The following is a 21455-nucleotide window of genomic DNA, read 5'->3' as shown; positions in this document are numbered from 1 at the left end:
GAGTCGTTTCCGTGTAGAAAGAGTTTCGACAGGGCTCTGGTCGCCGAGGTGGTGTGCGAGGCAGAGATGCCTCGCCGCGTAGGCACTGAACACGTGAGATACCGAAGACGTGAGACACCGAGTACGTGAGATACCGAGTACGTGAAACACCGGGTAGTAAGACACGCGGACCGGAAGTAAGGGAAAGAGAGTGAACTCATGCGAGTAGGCCTTGCCAAGCGGGACCGCAGTCGGTCCTTCGGGACCTATAGAACCAAGGTCGTCGGAGCGCTGGCAGCACTGCTGGTTCTGCCGATCGCAGCAGGTCTGACCACGGCAGGTACCGCTGCCGCTGCGCCGAGTCCGGCCCTCACCGCGCCCGCCGCAACCCAGAACCAGGGCGGCGCCACCGTCGGCAAGGTCGAATGGCTCAGCGAGCGCCGTGTCGCACTGTGGATCAACTCCCCGTCGATGGGAATCCCCATTCAGGTTCAGATCCTTCTGGCCCGCGACTGGAACGTGAACCCGTCGGCAACCTTCCCGTCCGTCTGGATGCTCGACGGCCTTCGCGCCACCGATATCGAGAACGGCTGGACCGCCGAGACCGATGCCGAGTCGTTCTACGCAGACAAGAACGTCAACGTGATTCTCCCCGTCGGTGGACAGTCCAGCTTCTACTCCGACTGGCTCGAGGCCGACAACGGTGTGTTCTACCAGTGGGAGACGTTCCTCACCAAGGAACTTCCGTCCATCCTCGAGAACGATTGGCGCACAACGCAGACCCGCGGCGTGGTCGGTCTCTCCATGGGTGGCACGGCCGCGATGTCTCTTGCCGCGCGCAACCCCGGATTCTTCAAGTTCGCCGCGTCGCTCTCGGGCATCCTCACCACGACGTCGCTCGGAATGCCGCAGGCAATCCAGTTCGCGATGAACGACGCGGGCAAGTTCAACTCCGCAGCGATGTGGGGCCCGCCGTCGAACCCGCAGTGGGCAGCGCACGATCCGTACACCCAGGCCGACAAGCTCAAGGGCGTCAGCCTGTACGTCTCGAGCGGTAGCGGCACCACCGGACCGTACGATCAGCCGTCGGGAATCCCCGGTGTCAGCACCAACTACGCCGGTATGGGCCTCGAGATTCTTGCGCGCCTGACCTCGCAGACATTTGCGACCAAGCTCAACTCGCTCGGCATTCCCGCGCAGATCAATTACCGCCCGTCCGGCACGCACTCGTGGCCGTACTGGCAGTTCGAGCTTCATCAGCTGTGGCCGCAGCTCGCCAACGCGCTCGGCACCGACGTGGAGAAGCCGGCATGTGGCGCTTCGGGTGCCATCGCGGCAACCGCAGCGGCAAACAGCTGGATCGGTGACTGCGTCACAGCCGAGTACAGCGTCGCGGGTGGCCTGGCTCAGGACTTCCGCAACGGCCGCATCTACTGGACCTCCGGCACCGGCGCTAACCCCATCGCGGGCCGTATCGCCGGTGAGTACATGAACACCGGCGCAGCTGCCGGCCCGCTCGGCTTCCCGACCACGCCTGAACTCGGAACCCCCGACGGTCAGGGACGGTTCAACCACTTCCAGAACGGCTCCATCTACTGGACCTGGTGGACCGGCGCACACGCCGTCCGCGGAGCGATCCTCAGCGAATGGGCAGCACAGGGCTACGAGGGTGGCCCGCTCAAGTACCCCACCGCAGCGGAGATCGCGACCCCCGGCAAGGCCGGCGCCGTGCAGGGCTTCGAAATCGGCGCCATGTACAACAGTGCAAACGGCACGTACGCCGTGCTCGGCATGATCATGGGCAAGTACGGCGAACTCGGTTGGGAAAACGGATGGCTCGGGTTCCCGAAGTCCAACGAAGTGGCGATCAAGGACAACGGTCGCTTCACGGAGTTCGACGGCGGCAACATCTACTGGAGCCCTGCAACGGGCGCCTGGTCCGTAGCCAACGGCCCGATCTTCGACGGATGGAAGAGTGTCGGCTACGAAGGCGGCAAGCTCGGATACCCGCTCAGTGACAAGTTCGACATCCCCGGTGGAACTCAGCAGAACTTCCAGTTCGGCTGGATCACGGTGATCGACGGCAAGACCGAGATTCACCCGTAGGACGCAACGTACGACACACAACGCACGGCGGGCGGGCCCGATCACGGATCGGTGCCTGCCCGCTGTGCGTTGCGTAACCTGATGATGGACTTTCGACTGAAGGCAAGGACGGACATTGATGTCGCTTTTCTCGGGTAACCGAAATACTTTTGCGCGCGCGATCGCAGTGGGCTCTCTGACACTGATTACCGGTGGGATGCTCGTCGCTTGTGGAAGTGACGACTCGACGGTCACCTCCACCCCGACCACGACGTCCGCCGCGGCATCGTCGTCGGCTGCGAGCAGTTCGGCTTCCGCGAGCGCGACCACAACGGCGTCCGCAGCGCCCACCAGTCCCGGAGCGGCCGCTACGGCTCCGCCGGAGCAGCCCCAGAGCATCGAGGGTTTCCCCGGTCCGACAGAAGTAGAGGTCAACCCGCAAGCACAGGCATTCCTCGACGGTTTGAAGGCCAAGGGAGTTACTCCCGAGGGTGACGGCAGCATCGCGATCAACACGGCCAACTACATCTGCGCCGCGAATGTTCAGGGAACCTCGGACGAGGAGATTCTTGCGTTGGTGACGGCCGTCGTGGGTTCCGCGGCGACGGATGGCACTGCGATCACGTCAGAGCAGGCCACCGCCAACGCTCAGATCTACATCGATGTCGCCAACGCCACATTCTGCAAATAGATGATGGCGCGAGGCGGAAAGCGTCGGGGTTGCCTGGTCCCGCTGCTGATCATTCTGGTGGTCGCTGCCGTGGTGATCGGCGGTTGGTACATCCTTGCCGGGCGGGTGCCGACACCCGAGCCGTTGCCACCCGGACCCGAGAAACCGGCGTCGCAGCCGGCTAGTTGTCCCGATGTCCAGGTAGTTGCCATCCCTGGAACCTGGGAGTCCAGCGCTGCCGACGATCCGTATGCTCCGGCGGCAAACCCGGCTTCGTTGATGCTCAACGTCACGGGTCCTTTGCAGAATCAGTTCGACGCTTCACGTGCGGATGTCTATACGGTTCCTTACGTTGCGCAGTTCTCGAATCCGGTGGCGTTTCCGCCGGACGGGCAGCAGTCGTACAACAACAGTCGGGGTGCGGGAACTGCTGCCACCAACGACTTTCTGGTGCAGCGCCATGCCGAGTGCCCACTGACGAGTTACGTACTCACCGGCTTCTCGCAGGGCGCGGTCATCGCCGGTGACGTAGCCGCGAGTATCGGCAACGGGACGGGCGCAGTGCCGGCAGATCTGGTGCTCGGTGTCGGCTTGATCGCGGACGGGCGTCGTGATCCCGCGTACGGAATTACCGTTGGCCCAAGCGTTGCCGGTGTGGGTGCCGAGCTGTCGCTGAACGGTTTGAAGTTGCCGGGTCTGACGATGACGGGTCCCCGTGAGGGTGGGTTCGGCAAGCTGAACGACCGCACCTATCAGATCTGTGCGCCGAGTGACGGAATCTGTGACGCCCCGGCAGGAGCGATGAATCCGGGCAACCTCATGACGTCGCTGCCGCGTTTGGCGGAGTACTACAACAATCCTGTGCATGCCATGTACAACTCCTTCCAAGTTGATTCGGATGGCACGACGGCGACCCAATGGATGGCACAGTGGGCAGCGGACATGATCAACGGGGCGCCGACGCCCCCGCACAGTTGATCCTTTTTGTCTGGCTGGGGTGCGTCGGCGAGTAGTCTGCTGGATTGGTCGTGGCAAAGTGCGACCACTGCTCGCCTGGTCCTCTAAAGTGCTGTCACGAACGTGACTGGCGAGTAAGTTCGGATGTTCCAGCCTTGACTACGAAGGAGTGATCCATGGGTTCCACCCACAGCCTTGGTGCGCGTCGCGCGCCCCGGCTCGCAGTTCGCTGCAGGGTGGGGATGATCACAACTCCAGGTCACGGCATCCCGCGGGGTGCAGCGGTGGAGCGCACGCGCGGCGCCCCGGAGCCGCCAGGCTCTGCGTGCCTGGCAGTCGGCACTTTCGAGGAGTGCGAATCGGCTGTGTCGACGCCGCTGGACACGATCGCCACGATCGGTTCTTCGCTCGCCACGATCCCTGAGGCCGAGCACGCGCGGCGATGCGGATGATGCCGATCTGTAACATATCGATGGTTTGGGATCGATGAAGTGATTCAGGTGAGTTGCGCACGTAGTGCGTTTCGATTGATTGACGATATACCCGAGAGAGCGAAGGAAGTCTGGGGCGCAAGCATGACCAAAAATGCTTGTGTGATCGCTTCGGAGGAGATGGAATGAACGCGCTGTTCGATGGTTTTCTCGACGAGAAGGGCCGGATTCGCCTGAAAGAGGGCTTCACTCTGGTCGACTACGTCGAGCAACACTCGCGTGTGAACGCGGACGAGCTCGCGTACCGCTACATCGATTACTCGCGTGAGCGTGACGGTGAAGCACAGGAGCTGACGTGGCACCAGTTCGGTGTACGTCTGCGTGCTGTTGCCGCCCGCCTCCAGCAGGTCACCAAGCCTGGCGACCGCGTGGCGATCCTGGCACCTCAGGGTCTCGACTATGTCATTTCGTTCTTCGCGGCCATCCAGGCCGGTTCCATCGCCGTTCCGCTTTTCGATCCGGACGAGCCCGGCCACTCCGATCGCCTGCACGCCGTTCTCGGGGACTGCAAGCCGTCGGCAATCCTGACTGCCGGATCATCGGCCGCAGGTGTGCGTGCGTTGTTCCGTTCGCTGCCCGCCGCCGAACGCCCGCGCATCATCGCCGTCGACGCCATTCCCGATACCGTCGGCGAAACCTGGGTTCGCCCCGATATCGGCTTCGACGACATCGCCTACCTGCAGTACACGTCGGGTTCGACGCGAGTTCCGGCCGGTGTGGAGATCACCCACCGTGCTGTCGGCACCAATGCACTGCAGATGGTCGACTCCATCGAGCTCACCGAAGATTCACGCGGCGTCACCTGGCTGCCCCTGTTTCACGACATGGGTCTGCTGACGGTCATCCTGCCTGCGTTCGGTGGCAAGTACATCACCATCATGAGTCCGCGCGCCTTCGTTCAGCGGCCCAACCGCTGGATCAAGGAACTCGCAGCGGCCTCGGACGGCGCAGGCACCTTCGCGGCCGCCCCCAACTTCGCTTTCGAGCATGCTGCTGCCCGTGGCCTGCCCAAGGACGGCGAGCACCTCGACCTGAGCAACGTCATCGGCCTGATCAACGGCAGTGAGCCGGTCACGACGGCGTCGATGCGCAAATTCAACGAGGCGTTTGCGCCTTACGGTCTCCCCAAGACGGCGATCAAGCCGTCGTACGGCATGGCGGAGGCGACGCTTTTCGTGTCGTCGACCAAGCATTCCGACGAGGCCAAGGTCATCTACGTCGACCGCAACGAGCTCAACAACGGCCGCATGGTCATCGTCGATCAGCACGCCGACAACGCCATCGCGCAGGTGTCCTGTGGATACGTCTCACGCAGCCAGTGGGCCGCCATCGTCGACCCCGAAACGCAGACCGAGGTCCCCGACAACCACGTCGGCGAGATCTGGCTGCACGGCGAGAACATCGGCGTCGGCTACTGGGGACGCCCCGAAGAGACCGCCGAGACGTTCCACAACACGCTGACCAACCGCCTGCCGGAAGACAGCCACACCGACGATCTGCCGCTGGACGCGCACTGGATGCGTACCGGCGACTACGGCGTCTACGTCGACGGCGAGCTGTACATCACCGGTCGCGTCAAGGACCTGGTGATCGTCGACGGCCGCAATCACTACCCGCAGGATCTCGAGTCTTCCGCTCAGGACGCGAGCCCCGCATTGCGTCCGGGCTTCATCGCGGCGTTTGCCGTTCCGGCAAACCAGTTGCCTGCCGTCGTCTTCTCGAATTCCCACTCGGGTCTGACGTTCGACGACGACGATTCCTCGGAGCAGTTGGTCATCGTTGCCGAGCGTGCACCCGGTGCCGGTAAAGCCGACCCGCAGCCGATCGCGGATACGGTCCGCGCCGCGATCTCGACTCGTCACGGTGTGACCGCACGCGACATCCTGCTTGTTCCGGCCGGTTCCATTCCGCGTACGTCCAGCGGCAAGATCGCTCGCCGCGCGTGCAAGGCAAGCTACATCGAGGGGACGCTGCGTGGTGGCTATCAGCAGACGGCATTCCCCGATAGCGTTTGAGGAACATCCCCTTCATGATCGGTAGCTTGGTGAGTTGATGGTTGAACAAGATGGTGCGCAGGACAGTTCCGTAGACGTGAGCGCTACTGCTGACGCGAGCGGTGTCGACATGAGTGTCGCGCAGCTCCGTGAGTGGTTACGCAACTGGATCGCCGACGCGACCGGTCAGCCGGCCACGACGATCACGGACGATCGTCCGATGGAGGAGTTCGGGCTCGCATCACGTGATGCGGTTGCCCTGAGCGGCGACATCGAGGATCTGCTCGGAATCACACTGACTGCCACCGTTGCGTATCAGCACCCGACCATCGCGTCGCTGGCCACTCGGATCATCGAGGGCGAGCCCGAGGTGCCGGAAGAGAGCGTCGACGCGTCGTACTACGCGCCAGGCGCCAGCACGGATGCCCACGACATTGCCATCGTCGGCTTGTCGACTCGTTTCCCCGGCGCCGGACATACGCCGTCGGAGATGTGGGAGATGCTGTCCGCGGGCCGCGACGGCATCAGCGACCTGCCCGAGGATCGTTGGGTCGAGTTCAAGTCCGATCCCGCTCTCAAGGCCGCGATCGAGAACGCCAACACCAAGGGCGGCTACCTCGACGACGTCAAGGGATTCGACGCGGAGTTCTTCGCGATGTCCCCGCTCGAGGTCGTCAACGTCGATCCGCAGCAGCGCCTCGCTCTCGAACTGACCTGGGAAGCGCTCGAGCATGCGCACATTCCCGCGAGCGATCTCAAAGGCAAGCAGGTCGGTGTCTTCATCGGCAGTTCCGCCAACGACTACCAGTTGCTCGCGGTCAGCGACCCCACGAACGCCCACCCGTACGCACTGACGGGAACGTCGACGGCCGTCGTCGCGAACCGTGTCTCGTACTTCTTCGACTTCCGCGGGCCGTCCATCGCGCTGGACACCGCGTGCTCGTCTTCGCTGGTCGCAGTGCACGAGGCTGTGCGCTCGCTGCGCAGCGGCGATTCCAACATCGCTCTTGCCGGCGGCATCAACATGCTGCTGGCCCCTCCCGGAACTCTCGGGTTCGATCAGATCGGCATGCTCGCTCCCGACGGCAAACTGCGCGCCTTCTCGGCTCAGGCACAGGGAATCGTTCGCAGCGAGGGCGGCGGACTTGTTGTGCTCAAGCGTCTCGAAGATGCCGAGCGTGACGGCGATTCCGTCCTTGCGGTCATCGCCGGTTCCGCCGTCAACCAGGACGGCCGCTCCAACGGACTGCTTGCACCCAACCCGGACGCTCAGGCCGACGTGTTGCGTTTTGCGTACCGCGACGCCGGCATTCTGCCGAGCACCGTCGACTACATCGAAGCTCACGGCACCGGCACCGATCTCGGTGATCCCATCGAGGCCGACGCGCTCAGCCGCGTTGTCGGGCGTGGACGTGACGACAACAAGCCGGCGCTCCTCGGCAGCGCAAAGACCAACTTCGGGCACCTCGAGGCCGCAGCCGGTGCTGCCGGCCTGATCAAGGTTGTCCTGGCGATGCAGGAAAACAAGATTCCCGCGACGCTCAACTACCTTGGCCCGAACCCGCACATCGATTTCGAGAAGGCGCACCTGCAGGTGACGCCCGAGGCCACCGAGTGGCCCCGCTACACCGGCAAGGCCATCGCCGGTGTGTCCGGCTTCGGTTTCGGTGGAACCAACGCGCACGTCGTGGTGACGGAGTACGTCCCGGCAGCCGCTGTTGTTTCGGACTCCGATGCTGATCTGGATGTCGAGACTCTGGATGTCGAGACCGAGGCTGCCGGTGTTCTTGCCGACGCAGCGCAGTCGATGGGGCTCGTCGAAGACCAGACGGTTGTGCTCGCGGTTTCCGGCGCATTGCCGTCGCGTCGTCGCCGCGCGGCCGCTGATCTGGCGGACTGGCTCGAAACCGAAGAGGGCAGCACAACGCCGCTGGTGGATGTCGCGCGCACACTCTCGCGTCGTAATCACGGCCGCTCACGCGCCGCCGTTGTGGTCAAGACTCGTTCCGAAGCCATCAGTGCCCTGCGCGCCGTTGCTGCCGGAAAGCCCGCTGCCGGTGTGTTCTCCGCCGACGCACCGTCGCCCAAGGGGGCGGTGTGGGTGTTCTCGGGCTTCGGTTCGCAGCACCGCAAGATGGCCAAGCAGCTGTATCTGGAGAACTCGGCGTTCAAGGCAGCCGTCGACGAGGTCGACGTGCTGATCCAGGACGAGGCCGGGTACTCGGTGGCGGAGATGTTCCTCGACGATTCGTTCGAGTACAACGTCGAAACCGCTCAGGTCGCGATCTTCACCATTCAGGTCGGCCTGGCCGCGCTGCTGCGTCATCACGGCGCCGACGCCGACGCTGTTGTTCCGCACTCGATGGGTGAGGCTGCGGCGGCCTACGTGTCCGGTGGCCTGAACCTGGAAGATGCTGTCCGCGTTATCTGTTCGCGTTCGCGTCTGATGGGCGAAGCCGAGGGCGCTCTGGTCGGTGACGACATCCGCCTGATGGCTCTGCTCGAATACAGCGCGACCGAGATCGAAGCGCTGCTGCCCACGTATCCCAAGCTCGAGGTCTGCGTGTACGCGGCGCCGACGCACACGGTGATCGGTGGACCGCAGCCCGATATCGAGGCAATCGTCGCCGCCGCTGAGGCCGACGGCAAGATGGCTCGCGTTCTGCAGACCAAGGGTGCAAGCCATACGTCGCAGGTAGATCCGCTGCTCGGCGAACTGGCTGCCGAGTTGGCCGGTATCGAAGCTTCGACGTTGAAGGTGGGCGTCTACTCGTCTGTCGATCAGGACACGTTCTACAAGGCCGGCCACGAGCCGATCCACCAGGAAGCGTACTGGGTCAAGGGACTGCGCCACAGTGTGTACTTCACCAACGCTGTGCGTCTGGCAGTTGCCAACGGCCACACCACGTTTGTGGAACTTGCTCCCAATCCGGTGACCTTGATGTCCGTCGCCGCAACGGCATTCGATGCCGGCCTGCACGACATGCAGCTCATCCAGACGCTCAAGCGTAAGGAAGACGAGTCCATCGGCGTGCTGTCGGCTTTGGCTCAGCTGTACGTTCACGGTCACGCTGTGAATCTCGAATCTCTGCTTCCTGCAGGTGAATTCGCAGTTCTGCCACGCACTGCTTTTGTGCGCAAGCCGTACTGGCTCGACATTCGGGTCAATGCGGGCGGCTCGGGACGTGCTCCCGGTTCGCACGTTGCCCTGCCCGACGGCCGCCACGTGTGGGAAGCCGACGCATCCGTCGTCTCCGACTTGGCCGCTCTGGTGACAGCCGCTGCAGCTCAGGTTCTTTCGGATGTGACGCTCACCGCGGCCGTCCCGCACGGCGAGCTTTCAGGCGCCACGACGGTCACCACTACGCTCAACCCGCACCCGGGCGGAGCGTCGGTGCAGGTGCATGCCCGCGAGAACGGCTCCTTCCGGTTGCTGTTCGACGCGGTTGTCACGTCGGGCGAGGCTTTGCCCGAGCTTGTCGTCGCCGCACCGGCCCGTCCGACGGGCACTATGGAAGCTCTTGCCGAGGTAGTCGAAGATGCCGGCGACAAGTGGGATCCCCACGGTTCGCAGAGCCTCGACGACCGTCTGAGGATCGTTGTCGCGGAATCCATGGGTTACTCGCCGGAAGATCTGCCGGCCGAGGTTCCGCTCATCGAACTCGGTCTCGATTCGCTCATGGCGATGCGCATCAAGAACCGCGTCGAGTACGAGTTCGACATTCCGCAGTTGCAGCTCCAGGCAGTCAAGGATGCAAGCCTGCTCGAGGTCAACAAGTACCTGCGCTACGCCATCGAGAACCGCGAAGAGGTTCAGGCGATGGCCGATCAGCAGGCTGCCGAAAAGTTGGCGGCGGATGCCGGTGACGACGAGGTGGTTTCAGTTTCGGCTTCGGCTTCGGTAGAGCTCCCGGTGGAGATGCCTGCTGCCGTCGATCCTTCTCGCGCAGGCACCGCAGACGACGCAGGTTCCGACGTCCCGCCGCGAGATGCCGCTGAACGCTTGACGTTTGCGACGTGGGCAGTGGTCACCGGCAAGTCGGCCAAGGGCATTTTCAATGCTCTGCCGACTGTCGACGACGATCTGGCACAGAAGCTGGCTGTCCGGCTGTCCGAGCGGGCCGGCGGCGAAGTCACCGTCGACGACGTACGTGGTTCCGGCACGATCGAAGACCTTGCGGACGTCGTGCGTCAGTACCTCGAAGACGAGGGCAAGATCGACGGTGTGGTGCGTATTCTGCGCGGCCGCCCCGAAGGTTCCACTGCCGTACCGGTATTCGTGTTCCACCCGGCCGGTGGATCCACCGTTGCGTACGAACCATTGCTCAAGCGTCTGCCTGCCGGCACGCCGATGTACGGGTTCGAGCGCACAGAAGGCCCGATCGAGAAGCGCGCCGAAGAGTACGTGCCGTTGCTCCGTGAAATTCAGGGTGACGGACCGTACGTCTTGTGCGGTTGGTCGCTCGGCGGCGTGCTGGCGTATGCCGTCGCAGCCATCCTGCGCAAGCAGGGGGCCGATGTGCGGGTTGTCGGCATGCTCGACACCGTCATGGCCGGCGAGGACGTTCCCGACACTGCGGAGGAGCGACGGAAGCGGTGGGAGCGGTACGGAGCCTTCGCGAAGCGCACCTACAACCTCGATGTGCCATTGCCCGTGGATGTTCTGGCCGAAATCGAATCCGATGAAGATCAGATGCAGTTCCTGATGGACATGATCAAGATGAGCGGCGTCAAGATCCCCGGTGGCATCATCGAGCACCAGCGGACGTCGTTCCTGGACAATCGCGCCATCCAGACTGCGAAGTTCCAGAGTTACGACGGCGACGTCGTGATCTACATGGCAGACAAGTACCACGACGAACTGATGACGCTCGAGCCTGCATTCAAAACCCGTAAGGCAGACGGTGGTTGGGGCAGCTACGTGAAGAACCTCGAGGTCGTCTACATCGGCGGGGATCACCTGCAGATCGTGGACGAGCCGTATATCTCGAAGGTCGCGGCAGACCTCACCACCAAGCTGACCCAGATCGAGACAGCCCAGACCAAAGCAGCGGAAACCGGAGTTCAGAAGTGACGACAACCACCGCGGAGAAGCTTGCTGAACTCCGCGAAAAGTTGGAGAAGGCAAAGGAACCCGGCTCCGCCCGGGCCATTGTCAAGCGCGACGAGGCAGGGCACAGCACGCCCCGTCAGCGCATCGACATGCTTCTCGATCCAGGCAGTTTCATCGAGATCGGCGCGTTGGTCAAAATGGCGGGCGAAGGCAATCCGTACAGCGACGGCGTCATGACCGGACACGGAACCGTCGACGGGCGCCCCGTCGCCGTATTTGCGCACGATCAGACGGTGTTCGGCGGCGCTGCCGGCGAGATGTTCGGCCGGAAGGTCGCCGCTGTCAACGACTTTGCCCTCAAAGTGGGCTGCCCGGTCGTCGGCATCAACGATTCCGGTGGAGCCCGAATTCAGGACGCGGTCTCCTCACTTGCGTGGTACGCCAACATGGGTTCACGTCAGGAGCCTTTGTCCGGCGTGTGCCCGCAGATTTCGGTGATTCTCGGAAAGTGTGCCGGTGGAGCGGTATACGCGCCGATCAACACCGACGTCGTGGTTGCCACCGAAGAGTCCTACATGTTTGTCACCGGCCCCGACGTCATCAAGTCGGTGACCGGCGAAGAGGTCAGCCTCGACGACCTCGGTGGAGCGCGCAAGCAGGCAGAGAACGGAAACATCCATCACGTCGCCCCGGACGAGAAGGCTGCGTTCGAGTGGGTGCGTGAGTACCTGAGCTTCATGCCCTCCTCATGGCAGGAGAAGGCGCCGCTCATCAATCCGGGCCTCGAACCCGAGATCACCGAGACGGACCTCGAACTCGATGCCTTCATGCCGGACGCGGACAACGCCGGCTACGACATGCACGACATCATTCTGCGGATCTTCGACGACGGCACCTTCCACGAAATCGGAGCCCAGGTCGCGCACAACGTGATCACCGGGTTCTCCCGCGTCGACGGCTTGCCTGTGGGGGTTGTCGCGAATCAGCCCACGTACCTCAGTGGTGCCCTCGATGCGGCGAGTTCCGACAAGGCTGCGCACTTCGTCCGCCTGTGCGACGCGTTCAACATCCCGCTCGTCTTTGTCGTCGATACACCGGGTTTCCTTCCCGGCGTCGATCAGGAAAAAGTCGGCGTCATCAAGCGCGGCGGGCGTTTCCTGTTCTCGTACATCGAAGCCACTGTGCCGAAGGTGACCGTGGTAGTTCGTAAGGCGTACGGCGGCGGGTACGCCGTCATGGGTTGCAAGCAGCTCGGCGCCGACATCAACCTCGCGTGGCCGACGGCGCGTATCGCTGTGATGGGCGCCGAGGGTGCCGTCAACATCATGGGCCGCCGTCAGCTTGCCGAAGCGGGCGACAACGCACCTGCCGTGCGTGCGCAGCTGATCAACTACTACAACGAGTTTGTCGCGACGCCGTACATCGCGGCTGAGCGCGGATACATCGACGCGGTGATCGAGCCCTCACAGACGCGTCTCGAAATCCGTAAGGCTCTGAAGTTGCTCAAGGACAAGACGATTTTCAAGAACCCGCGCAAGCACAACTTGATGCCGCTGTAACCGTTCAGTTGTCGCGGCCCGGTACTTCTTTCGAAGTGCCGGGCCGTTGTCGTTGAATTGTCCTAGTCAACCGTGTCCTGCGCTGTATCCAGGGCATCGAACTGTTCACGCAGCGCCTCGATCGCTGCCCGCACAGCGGGCCGCTCGCTGTCGGTCCGCCAGGCCACGTAGATGTCGCGTCGCAGCGGCGGAAGAGTGTCGCGCATCCGAACACCTACCGGTGGTATCACTCTCGCGAGACGCGGAATCAGCGCTACGGCAAGCCCTTGCGCCACAAATTCCACTTGCGCGGGGAACTCGGCTACCTCGTAATCGATTCGTGGGTCGAATCCTTGTGCGCGCAAGACTCTGACGGTGAAGGTGTGGAAATCCGTGCCGCGCGTCCAACCCGCCCACGCGTGGTCGGACAACTCGCGCAGCGCAACAACCTTGTTCTCCGCCAGCGGATGTGACGCGGGGATGGCGACCACCGCGACGTCGTCGTACACCGGGGTGAACGAGAGCCCGTCAGGAAGTTCGATGGGTAGAGTGCTCCAGCTGTCGACCACAACAACATCCAGGTCGCGGCGGATGAGGGCGGGGAGAAGTTCCTCGGATTCGCCTTCGGTGAAGGTGATCTCGAGTTGGGGATGCGCGCGTTTGATCTCGGCGACAGCTTTCGGCAGCACCGTCCGGCTGGGAGAGACGAGTGCGCCCAGGCGCAGTCGTCCCGTCACTTCGCTGTGCAGTGACGCGATTTCGGCCTCGGCGTGAGCGAGTACCGAGAGAACCTCGGCGGTTCGCCGGGCGAGGACGCGGCCCGCTTCGGTGAGCCGTACGCCTCGGCCTTGGGGAACGAGTAGCGCCACACCAACTTCGCGCTCGAGTTTGTTCAGCTGTTGTGAGATGCCCGACGGCGTGACGTGCAGAGTGCGCGCGGCAGCGGCAACTGATCCGTTTTCTGCGACGGCGTGCAGGGCACGCAGCCTTTCGAGGTTCAACACGGTAGTAATGCTACGCAATATGCGATCCGAATATTTGCTTGTGCTGAATAGTTAGCGGCAGGAACATTGTGGGAGTGACCACCTTGACCTCACCCACGCGCACGCCCACCCGAATTACTCAGGCTCGCTTCGATCCTCGATTACTGGTCATCGGCGGCGCCGCTGCTATCTCCGTCAGTTCGATTCTGATCAAACTGGCAGATGTGTCGCCGTCGACCGCGGTCTTCTTCCGGTGTTTCCTGGCCTTGCCGCCGCTGGCCCTGCTGGCGTGGCGCGAGTATCGACGAGTGGGAATGCCAACCCGAAGGGCGCTGGTGCTGCAAGCATTGGGCGGCATCCTGCTCGGGCTGGACTTTGCTCTGTGGTCGCAGTCGATTCTCATGATCGGCGCCGGGATAGCAAGCGTCGTCGTGAATGTGCAGGTGATCGTGGTGCCCGCGTTGTCCTGGCTGGTGTTCGGCAATCGCGTTCCGCTGCGCTTTCTGTTTGCGTTGCCCTTCATGTTCACCGGAATTGCCTTGGCGGGCGGTGTGTTCGGCGGCGCAGCGGCCGGGACGGATCTGCTGTGGGGAACAGTGCTGTCCCTGATCTCCGGAATCGCCTACGGCGGCTACATCTTCGTTGTCGGCCGGATCGGCGCGGCCGACCGTGCGGCGAGTCAGGTGCTGGTGTCGACAGCCTCGGCAGGAATTGCCGGTTCCCTGATCGGATCACTGTGGGGACAGATCGATTTCACCCCCGGCTGGGAATCGTTCATCTGGCTGGCCGCTCTTGCTCTGGTCGGCCAGGTGTTCGGCTGGATGCTGATGGGCTATTCGCTACCTCGGCTGCCTGCGGAGGTGGGTGCGACGCTACTGCTCATGCAGCCGGTACTTGCCGTACTGCTGGCGGTCGTTCTCCTGGGCGAACGGCCAAGTGCTGCGCAGCTACTCGGGTGCGTCGTAGTTGTCGGAGCGGTCTCGGCCGTCTCCGTACGTCGCACCCGAGTAGGTAGTGCCGTCTAGTGCACCCGCATCTCGCCGGGCATCCACATTCCCGAGCGGGTTGCGGTGCCCGTCTCCACTTCTGCCGGAACGGCATTCGGGAAGTACCGGTCGTAACGTTCGAGAGATCCCCAGTCGCGGGCCCAGTCGTTCTTCAGGTACGTCGGGACTGCCGTGGCCTCGGCCAGGACCTCGGTGAACCCGAGCGGCCCGCCGTTGTCCGCGGACTGCCACGTGTCGGTCGAACTGACAGCCAGTGGCCGGTCCGGGAGGATGCGGAAGTTCGGCATCTCCGCGACGCCGTTCACATGCGAGAACGGACGCTGGCACGGGAACTGAAGGCCGACAGCCCAGTCCAGCAGAATCGGCTGCTCGCTGCCGAGGTACGAGTTGAGTGACTCGAGCTTCGGCACGCGAGGCGGCGTGAACGCCATCCACTGATCGCCGGTGAGGTTGGGATCGAAGGCAACCACGCGGACTGCGTCGGCGTCGGTGGCGAGTTCGTCGATCGGGATACGAACATTGCGCCACGACGGCGCCGGCCCGATGTCGCGGGGCATGTACGAACCCTGCAGTGCCACTGTCCCGTCCGGCTGCGTTTTGCCGTACTCGACGAGCAGTGACTGGCCGTAGGTCACCGCTCCGGTGTTGTCGACGGACCAGACGCGTCCGGCCACCGACATGACAACAAGCGGAGATTGTTCACTGCGAGCGGGTAATTGATACCAGCTCGAGATCAGTGACGCCGGTTCCTGCACGCCGGCCTGGTAGCTGCCCATGATGGGCGTAGTGGCCGGGTCGAGGCCGTATGGGAGTTTGGCGGTGGACCCGTTGACGCCGATATTGCCGGTGCCGCCGCTGGTTCCGGAGTCCGAACCGGTTTCGAATGTGGGGCCGACGCTTTGGGTGTCGGTGTTTCCCATGCCCTGCTTGACCTCGATGTAGTCCGCGGTCAGATCGGTGGGAACACCGTTGGCGGAGAAGCCCTTCGCCTCTTCGCCGGCCAAGGGGTCTTCGGCATTGAATCCAGGGCCGGGGATGGGCGCCAGGTTGCCGGAGTTGACGTCGGTCTCGGCCAACACGTCTTCGGCCATGCCGCAGGTTTTTCCGGCGAGGGCTTCGATGTTGCTACGGCCCAGTGAGTATGCCGGGTACTGGGAGACGGCGCCCTTGAGGAGAGAGAGGACTTCGAAGAGCACCATGAGGCCGGCGATCACGGTCAGCGGCGCTGCGGCAAATTTGCGAATCCGCTTGCCCTTGACGGTGTTCGGCTTTTCCGGTGCCGCCGCAAATCCTTCACGCAGGTACTGCCAGGCCGCGACGGCCAGAGCGAGCCCGAAGAGTGCGAGGAACAGGGTGTTTGATTCGTGTCCGCTCAAGGAAACAGTCTTGTCGAACCACGGCACACCGTAACTCGAGACATACCAGTAGCCGTTGATGCCGGCAAAGGTCAACGCCAGCATCAGGAGCAGGCCAGCTACGAACACCGAGCGGTTGCGGCGCGATCGCAGTGCAGACGCGGATACAGCAACAGCTGTCAGTGCCGCGAGCGAACCGGCGATGCCGGCGTACGCACCGAAGTGGTGAGTCCACTTGGTGGGGTTGAACATCATGAAGAAGATGGTGCCGAAGACAACTCCGACCAGACGCCACGACGGACCCGTAGCGGCGCCGGGAACCCGGCCGCGTCGGAGCAACACGAAGAGCGTCGTGAAGAGGCACAGGATCATCGTCAGGAAGGCGAATCGGCGGGCTACCGAGCCGTCGACCGTGTCGACAAAGAGGTAGTAGTACCGCAGGAAGTCTTTGTACCACTCGAGATTCGGTCCGATGATGGTCCGGACGCGGGTGGCCTCGAGAACGCCGGCCAGCGTCTGATCAGCAAAGATGACGACAAGCACCAAGGTTCCGGCCGCCGCGATCGGTGCAAGCAGTGGCAGTGTGCCGACCTCACGGTGACGCTTCACGACGATTCGGATGAGCGGCCGGATACCCGCGAGAAGTGCTGCGATACACATCAATCCGGTGGGGGCAGCAGCGAGGGTAAAGGCGCCGATCAGCACTGCAACGGCAGCCGGGAACAGTCGGCCGGTCGCGATGGCGCGCTCGATGGAGCACCACGTCAGCAGGGCGCCGAGCGCGACGATGGGCTCGGGTCGCAGACCGTTGTTGTATGCGAGCCAGAATGCGAGGAAGACCATCCCGCCGGTCCACAGCGCGACGTTGCTCCGGCGGACCGCACGTCCGAGGCGTGGAACAACTTCACGGCTGATGACCATCCAGCACAGGATTCCGGCAATCAACGCGGGCAGGCGCATGAACGGGCTGGCCGTCGAGATCTTGGCCATCACCGCCAGCACGTCGTAGTACCAACCGAACGGGGCTTCGGGGACGCCGAACCAGCGGAAGTAGTTGGCCATGTATCCGGCGTCGGGAGCAACGCGGGCCATGGTGAGGAGATAACCGTCGTCGGACGTGTTTGCGCCGATGAAGTGCCACAACGTCAATGTGCCGACAACAACGCCGTCGAGTCCGGAGAACTTCCACCAGCGTGCGGGGAGGAAGCGGCGGTGAGTGCGGCCGTCGATTCCGTCGAGCTTGGCGAGGGCGATCAGCGACACGATGGTGGACAAGACGGCCACGATCATCGCAACCAGCTTGAGCGTCGTCGGACTGGACGAGAACCGGGAATCGACGGTCATCGAGAATCCGAGACCCTCGGGGGCCGCGCCGTCGGGGAGGTCGCTGAAGACACCGACCACCTGGGGGCGGAAGTCGCCGTCAAGTTGTCCACGAACGGGGTTGCCGTCGGGGTAGGTGAGTCCCTCGAATGCTGCGGCGGTCCGGTCGACGTCGGAGTTGAACGTGATGGCGGTGCAGCGGCTGGACTCGACGTCCTCACGCGAAGCCGACGCCACGACGACATTGCGGTCAAGGACGTCGACGTTGCTTTCGGACACACGCACGAACATGGAACTGAGGGCCGCACCGTCGCCCTGAGCGGGGGCCGTGGACATGAGGATGCCGCCGCCCGCGGGAAGCGCGCCGACCGCGGTGCAGGGTATCGACGCGTTGATGTCGATGGGGACCTGAGCCATCAAGGGTGCCTCGACGTCGCCGATGACGCCGTTCTGCGGCCAGTTGACCGCTGCCGTCGTCTGCACCACAGGAAGAAGCGGGGTGGCGAGTGCCAGAACAAATCCGATGAGGCCCGCGATTATCGCGATCAATCGCGTTTGTCGGAAGCGCATCCGTGCATCCGGACGGGATGGCGGCGAACTCGGAGTTAAGGGTGGCACTGTGGCGACGTCTGGCACGGCTACCGATGTTATGCGAGTGTTACCCGTGGACCTACCGTGCCCGGGAGGTTTGGTAGGTCCACCGGTAACAGTTATGACTGGTAACGAATCGGACCTGGTGTCCAGGTGCCCGAACGGGTCTCGGTTGTCACGTCGATCTGAGCGGGTTCCGCCGCCGGATCGAGCGGTGTGTACTGCTCGAGCGAACCCCAGTCGCGATCCCAGTCGTTGTCGAGATACGTCGGCAAGGTGCGGGCTGCGAGCAACTCACTGGTCCAGCCGAGCGGACCGCCGCCGTAGTGGTCCTGCCAGGCATTGGTGGACTCCGCACCGATGCGATCGGGAAGGATGCGCCAGTCCGGAACTTCGGCCACGCCGTAGAGATGATCGACCGGACGTTGGCACGGGAACGCAAGACCCACAGCCCAGTCCATCAGTACCGGATCGGTGGATCCGACGACGCTCTGCAGAGTGCGCATGTCGGAAACCCGCGGCGGGGTGAGTGCAACCCACTTCTCGCCGCCGATGTCGGAGTCACTGGCGATCACACGCACGGTGTCGGCATCGGCGGGGAGCTGATCCATCGGGACACGCAGGTTGCGCCACGACGGAGACGGGCCGATATCGATCGGATCGATCTGGCCGAGCGCTGTCACGCTGCCGTCGGCCTGCGTCTTGCCGTATTCGACGTGGACAACTGCACCTGGTGTGACGATGCCGTCGGTGTCGACGTAGCGGATACGCCCGGCGGCAGCGATGGTCAGCAGCGGCGCCGCGTCACTGCGCTGCGGCAAGGCGTACCAACCGGTGGTCAGGGAAGCGGCTTCCGACGAGCCGAAGCTGCCGAGAACCGGAGTGGTCGCGGGATCGAGGCCGAACGGGAGCGCAACGTTGCTTCCGTTGATTCCGGCCGTCGACGCCGATCCGCCTCCGGTACCGGCGCCCGTTCCCGGGGTGGTGGTGCCGTTTGCCGACGTGGTGGTGTCGAGGCTGTTGGCGCTGCCGGCAGCCTTGTCCTCGGCATCTGCGGTCAGGTCGCTCGCCACTCCGTCCGGGGTGAATCCTGTTGATTCGGTTGCCCCGAAAGCGCCTGCGCCTGCCAGGTCGGCGGGGCGGTCGATCAGCTGCAGAACACCGGTATCGGGATCGGATTCGACCAGGACCTCACCGGCGAGGCCACAAGTTCCGCCGAAGACGGATTCGACGTTGGATTTGCCGATCGAGTACGCCGGATACTGCGCGACCGCGCCCTTGACCAGGGACAACACCTCGAACAGTACAACCGCGCCTGCCGCGATCGTCAACGGGGACGCTGCAAGTAGGCGAGCTGTCCGGCCGTTGTTCTTCTTAGGAGTCGACTTCTCGAGGGGTTCACGAACGTGGAACCACGCAGCCAGCAGCAACGCGAGAATCGTCAGGCCGAGGAACGCGGTGGAGAAGCCCTTGCCGGCGATGGACGGCGGCTTGTCCCACCACGGGACGCCGTAACTCGAGACGTACCACCAGCCGTTGGAGCTGGTGAACGCCACGGCCAGTATGAACAGGATGCCTGCGGCAAAGAGCGCGCGGTTCCGTTTGGAACGCATGCTCGACGCGCTGACTCCCACCGCGGCGAGCACGGCCACCGTTGCTGCCAGCCCCGCATAGACGCCGAAGTGGTGGGTCCACTTGGTCGGAGTGAACTGCATGAGAAGCAGCGACGCGAACACGATGCCCAGGATCCGGCGCGACGGCCCGATCGCGGTGCCGGGAATCCGGCCCTTCCGCAGGATCAGCATGACGCAGAAGATCAGCCCGACGATCATCACGAACATGCCGAAGCGGCGCGCCAACGAGCCGTCGGGGGAGATGGTCATCAAAGCGTCCCAGCGAACTCGTTCCTCGAACCACGGGACGTTGGGGCCGATAGCTGTTCGCACCCTGGTCGATTCGAGCACCGTTGCCAACGTCTGATCGGCAAACACCGCAACAAGTACGACGGTTCCGGCTGCGAGGACCGGCATGATCTGCGAGAAGAAACCCACTCGTTTGCCGCGGGCGATCAAGATCTGCACGATGGGGCGCGCCCCGGCGAGCAGGGCACCGATCGCGATGAGTCCCGACGGACCAGCGGCGAGAGAGAACGCGGCAATCAGCACCGCAACCGCCGCAGGCAGCAAACGGCCTGTGGCAACGGCACGTTCGATGGAGCACCACGTCAGAAGAGCGCCGAGCGCGATGATCGGTTCGGGACGCAAACCGTTGTTGTACGGCAACCAGAACGCCAGGAACACGAGGCCGCCGGTCCAGATGGCAACCTTGTTGCGGCGCACCGCAACACCGAGCCGCGGGATCACCTCGCGGCTGATCACCATCCAGCACAGGATGCCGGCGATCAACGCGGGCAACCGCATCCACATGCTGGCAGTGCTCACCTTGGTGAACGCCGCGAGGACGTCGTAGTACCAACCGAACGGCGCCTCGGGAACACCGAACCAACGGAAGTAGTTGGCCATGTATCCCGAATGTTCCGAAACCCGGGCCATGCCGAGGAGGTATCCGTCGTCGGACGTGTTGGCGCCCACCACATGCCACAGCAGGAGCGTTCCGATGACCAGGCCGTCGACGCCCGTGAATTTCCACCACCGCGCCGGGAGGAACCGTCGTGCGCGTCGGCCGTCGACGCCGTCGATCCGGTGCAGCGCGTACAGCGAGACGATCGTGGAGAGTGCCGCGACGATCATCGCAAAGAGCTTGAGAAGTGTTGGGCTGGAAGAGAATCGGGAGTCGATGTCCATGTTGACGGACAGGCCCGCAGGTGGAGCGCCTTGCAGATCGGTGAAGATGCCGACAACCTGTGGACGGTAGTCGCCGGTCAGGGTTGTAGTAAGGCCGTCGATTCCGGTGACGGTGGCGACGGTCTGCTGGTAGTCGCTGGTGATGGTCAGCGCGGTGCATCCGGTGAGTTCGCCCAATGGCGCCGAGATCAGGACCGATTCGCGGGCGATCGCCTCGAGGCGATCCGCGGTGGTCCGAACGGTCAGGCCGCGCGCATCGCGGTCGGGCGCACCGTTCGGCATGGTCGAGACCAGCGTGCCGCCGTCTTCGCCGAGCTGGCCAAGCGCGGGGCACGGGATGGTGATGTCGAGGGAGGTCGGGGAGTAGGAGATCAGCGGCGCCGAGACGCTGTTCAACGACCCGTCCTGCGGCCAGCTGACACTTGCTGCCTTCTGGTCGACCGGGAGGAACGGGGTGGCGAGCGCCAGCAGCATGCCGAGCAGACCGGTGACGATCGCGATGATTCGTGCCTTCTGCACCCGTTGGGCATCCGACTCGGGGCGAGCGTCGGGGCCAGTGGGGGGAGACTGCGGGGGCACTACTACGTCAGACGGCACAAGGAACGATGTTAGGCGAGTGTCGCCC

At 63.7% G+C, this 21455-nt stretch carries 11 protein-coding genes; 8 read left to right on the top strand and 3 right to left on the bottom strand.

Annotated elements, in window-relative coordinates; all coding sequences use genetic code 11:
• Positions 1–198 precede the first annotated feature (198 nt).
• The 7 genes from RG2_RS24500 to RG2_RS24470 all read left to right on the top strand — a co-directional run bounded on the left by RG2_RS24500 (position 199) and on the right by RG2_RS24470 (position 12788).
• Positions 199–2085, top strand: a complete 1887-nt coding sequence (locus tag RG2_RS24500; RefSeq protein WP_033235160.1) for an alpha/beta hydrolase-fold protein — start codon at positions 199–201, stop codon at positions 2083–2085.
• Positions 2086–2203: 118 nt separating this feature from the next.
• The gene (locus tag RG2_RS24495; protein ID WP_033235159.1) at positions 2204–2755 is read left to right on the top strand and encodes a DUF732 domain-containing protein; all 552 of its coding nucleotides are present in this window, start codon (positions 2204–2206) and stop codon (positions 2753–2755) included.
• A 3-nt stretch (positions 2756–2758) separates the two neighbouring features.
• A complete protein-coding gene (locus RG2_RS24490) occupies positions 2759–3712 on the top strand; it encodes a cutinase family protein (protein ID WP_033235237.1) in 954 nt (317 codons plus the stop codon).
• A gap of 155 nt (positions 3713–3867) precedes the next feature.
• Complete coding sequence (locus RG2_RS24485) at positions 3868–4143, top strand: hypothetical protein (RefSeq protein WP_033235158.1); 276 nt, start codon at positions 3868–3870, stop codon at positions 4141–4143.
• A 164-nt stretch (positions 4144–4307) separates the two neighbouring features.
• Positions 4308–6197, top strand: a complete 1890-nt coding sequence (gene fadD32 / locus RG2_RS24480) for a long-chain-fatty-acid--AMP ligase FadD32 (RefSeq protein ID WP_033235157.1) — start codon at positions 4308–4310, stop codon at positions 6195–6197.
• A gap of 37 nt (positions 6198–6234) precedes the next feature.
• Positions 6235–11250 carry a polyketide synthase Pks13 gene (gene pks13, locus RG2_RS24475; RefSeq protein ID WP_033235156.1) on the top strand — a complete coding sequence of 1672 codons (5016 nt, stop codon included), beginning with the start codon at positions 6235–6237 and terminating at the stop codon, positions 11248–11250.
• The gene (locus RG2_RS24470; RefSeq protein WP_033235155.1) at positions 11247–12788 is read left to right on the top strand and encodes an acyl-CoA carboxylase subunit beta; all 1542 of its coding nucleotides are present in this window, start codon (positions 11247–11249) and stop codon (positions 12786–12788) included. The genes pks13 and RG2_RS24470 overlap by 4 nt, the downstream gene beginning before the upstream one ends.
• Positions 12789–12850: 62 nt before the next feature.
• Here the strand turns inward: RG2_RS24470 and RG2_RS24465 are convergent, their stop codons facing one another.
• A complete protein-coding gene (locus RG2_RS24465; RefSeq protein WP_033235154.1) occupies positions 12851–13771 on the bottom strand; it encodes a LysR family transcriptional regulator in 921 nt (306 codons plus the stop codon).
• A gap of 74 nt (positions 13772–13845) precedes the next feature.
• Here RG2_RS24465 and RG2_RS24460 point away from each other — a divergent pair, with 74 nt between their 5' ends.
• Complete coding sequence (locus RG2_RS24460) at positions 13846–14775, top strand: DMT family transporter (RefSeq protein ID WP_371851339.1); 930 nt, start codon at positions 13846–13848, stop codon at positions 14773–14775.
• On the opposite strand, the gene RG2_RS24455 is transcribed toward RG2_RS24460, so the two are convergent.
• Both RG2_RS24455 and RG2_RS24450 read right to left on the bottom strand, forming a co-directional pair.
• Positions 14772–18005 carry an arabinosyltransferase domain-containing protein gene (locus RG2_RS24455; protein ID WP_371851338.1) on the bottom strand — a complete coding sequence of 1078 codons (3234 nt, stop codon included), beginning with the start codon at positions 18003–18005 and terminating at the stop codon, positions 14772–14774. The two genes, RG2_RS24460 and RG2_RS24455, sit on opposite strands and share 4 nt — an antisense overlap.
• A 140-nt stretch (positions 18006–18145) precedes the next feature.
• The gene (locus RG2_RS24450) at positions 18146–21427 is read right to left on the bottom strand and encodes an arabinosyltransferase domain-containing protein (RefSeq protein ID WP_371851337.1); all 3282 of its coding nucleotides are present in this window, start codon (positions 21425–21427) and stop codon (positions 18146–18148) included.
• Positions 21428–21455 lie beyond the last annotated feature (28 nt).

This window comes from Rhodococcus globerulus NBRC 14531, from assembly GCF_001894805.1.
Classification (GTDB): Bacteria; Actinomycetota; Actinomycetes; order Mycobacteriales; family Mycobacteriaceae; genus Rhodococcus_F; species Rhodococcus_F globerula.
This window is presented reverse-complemented; position numbering and strand designations above follow the sequence as displayed.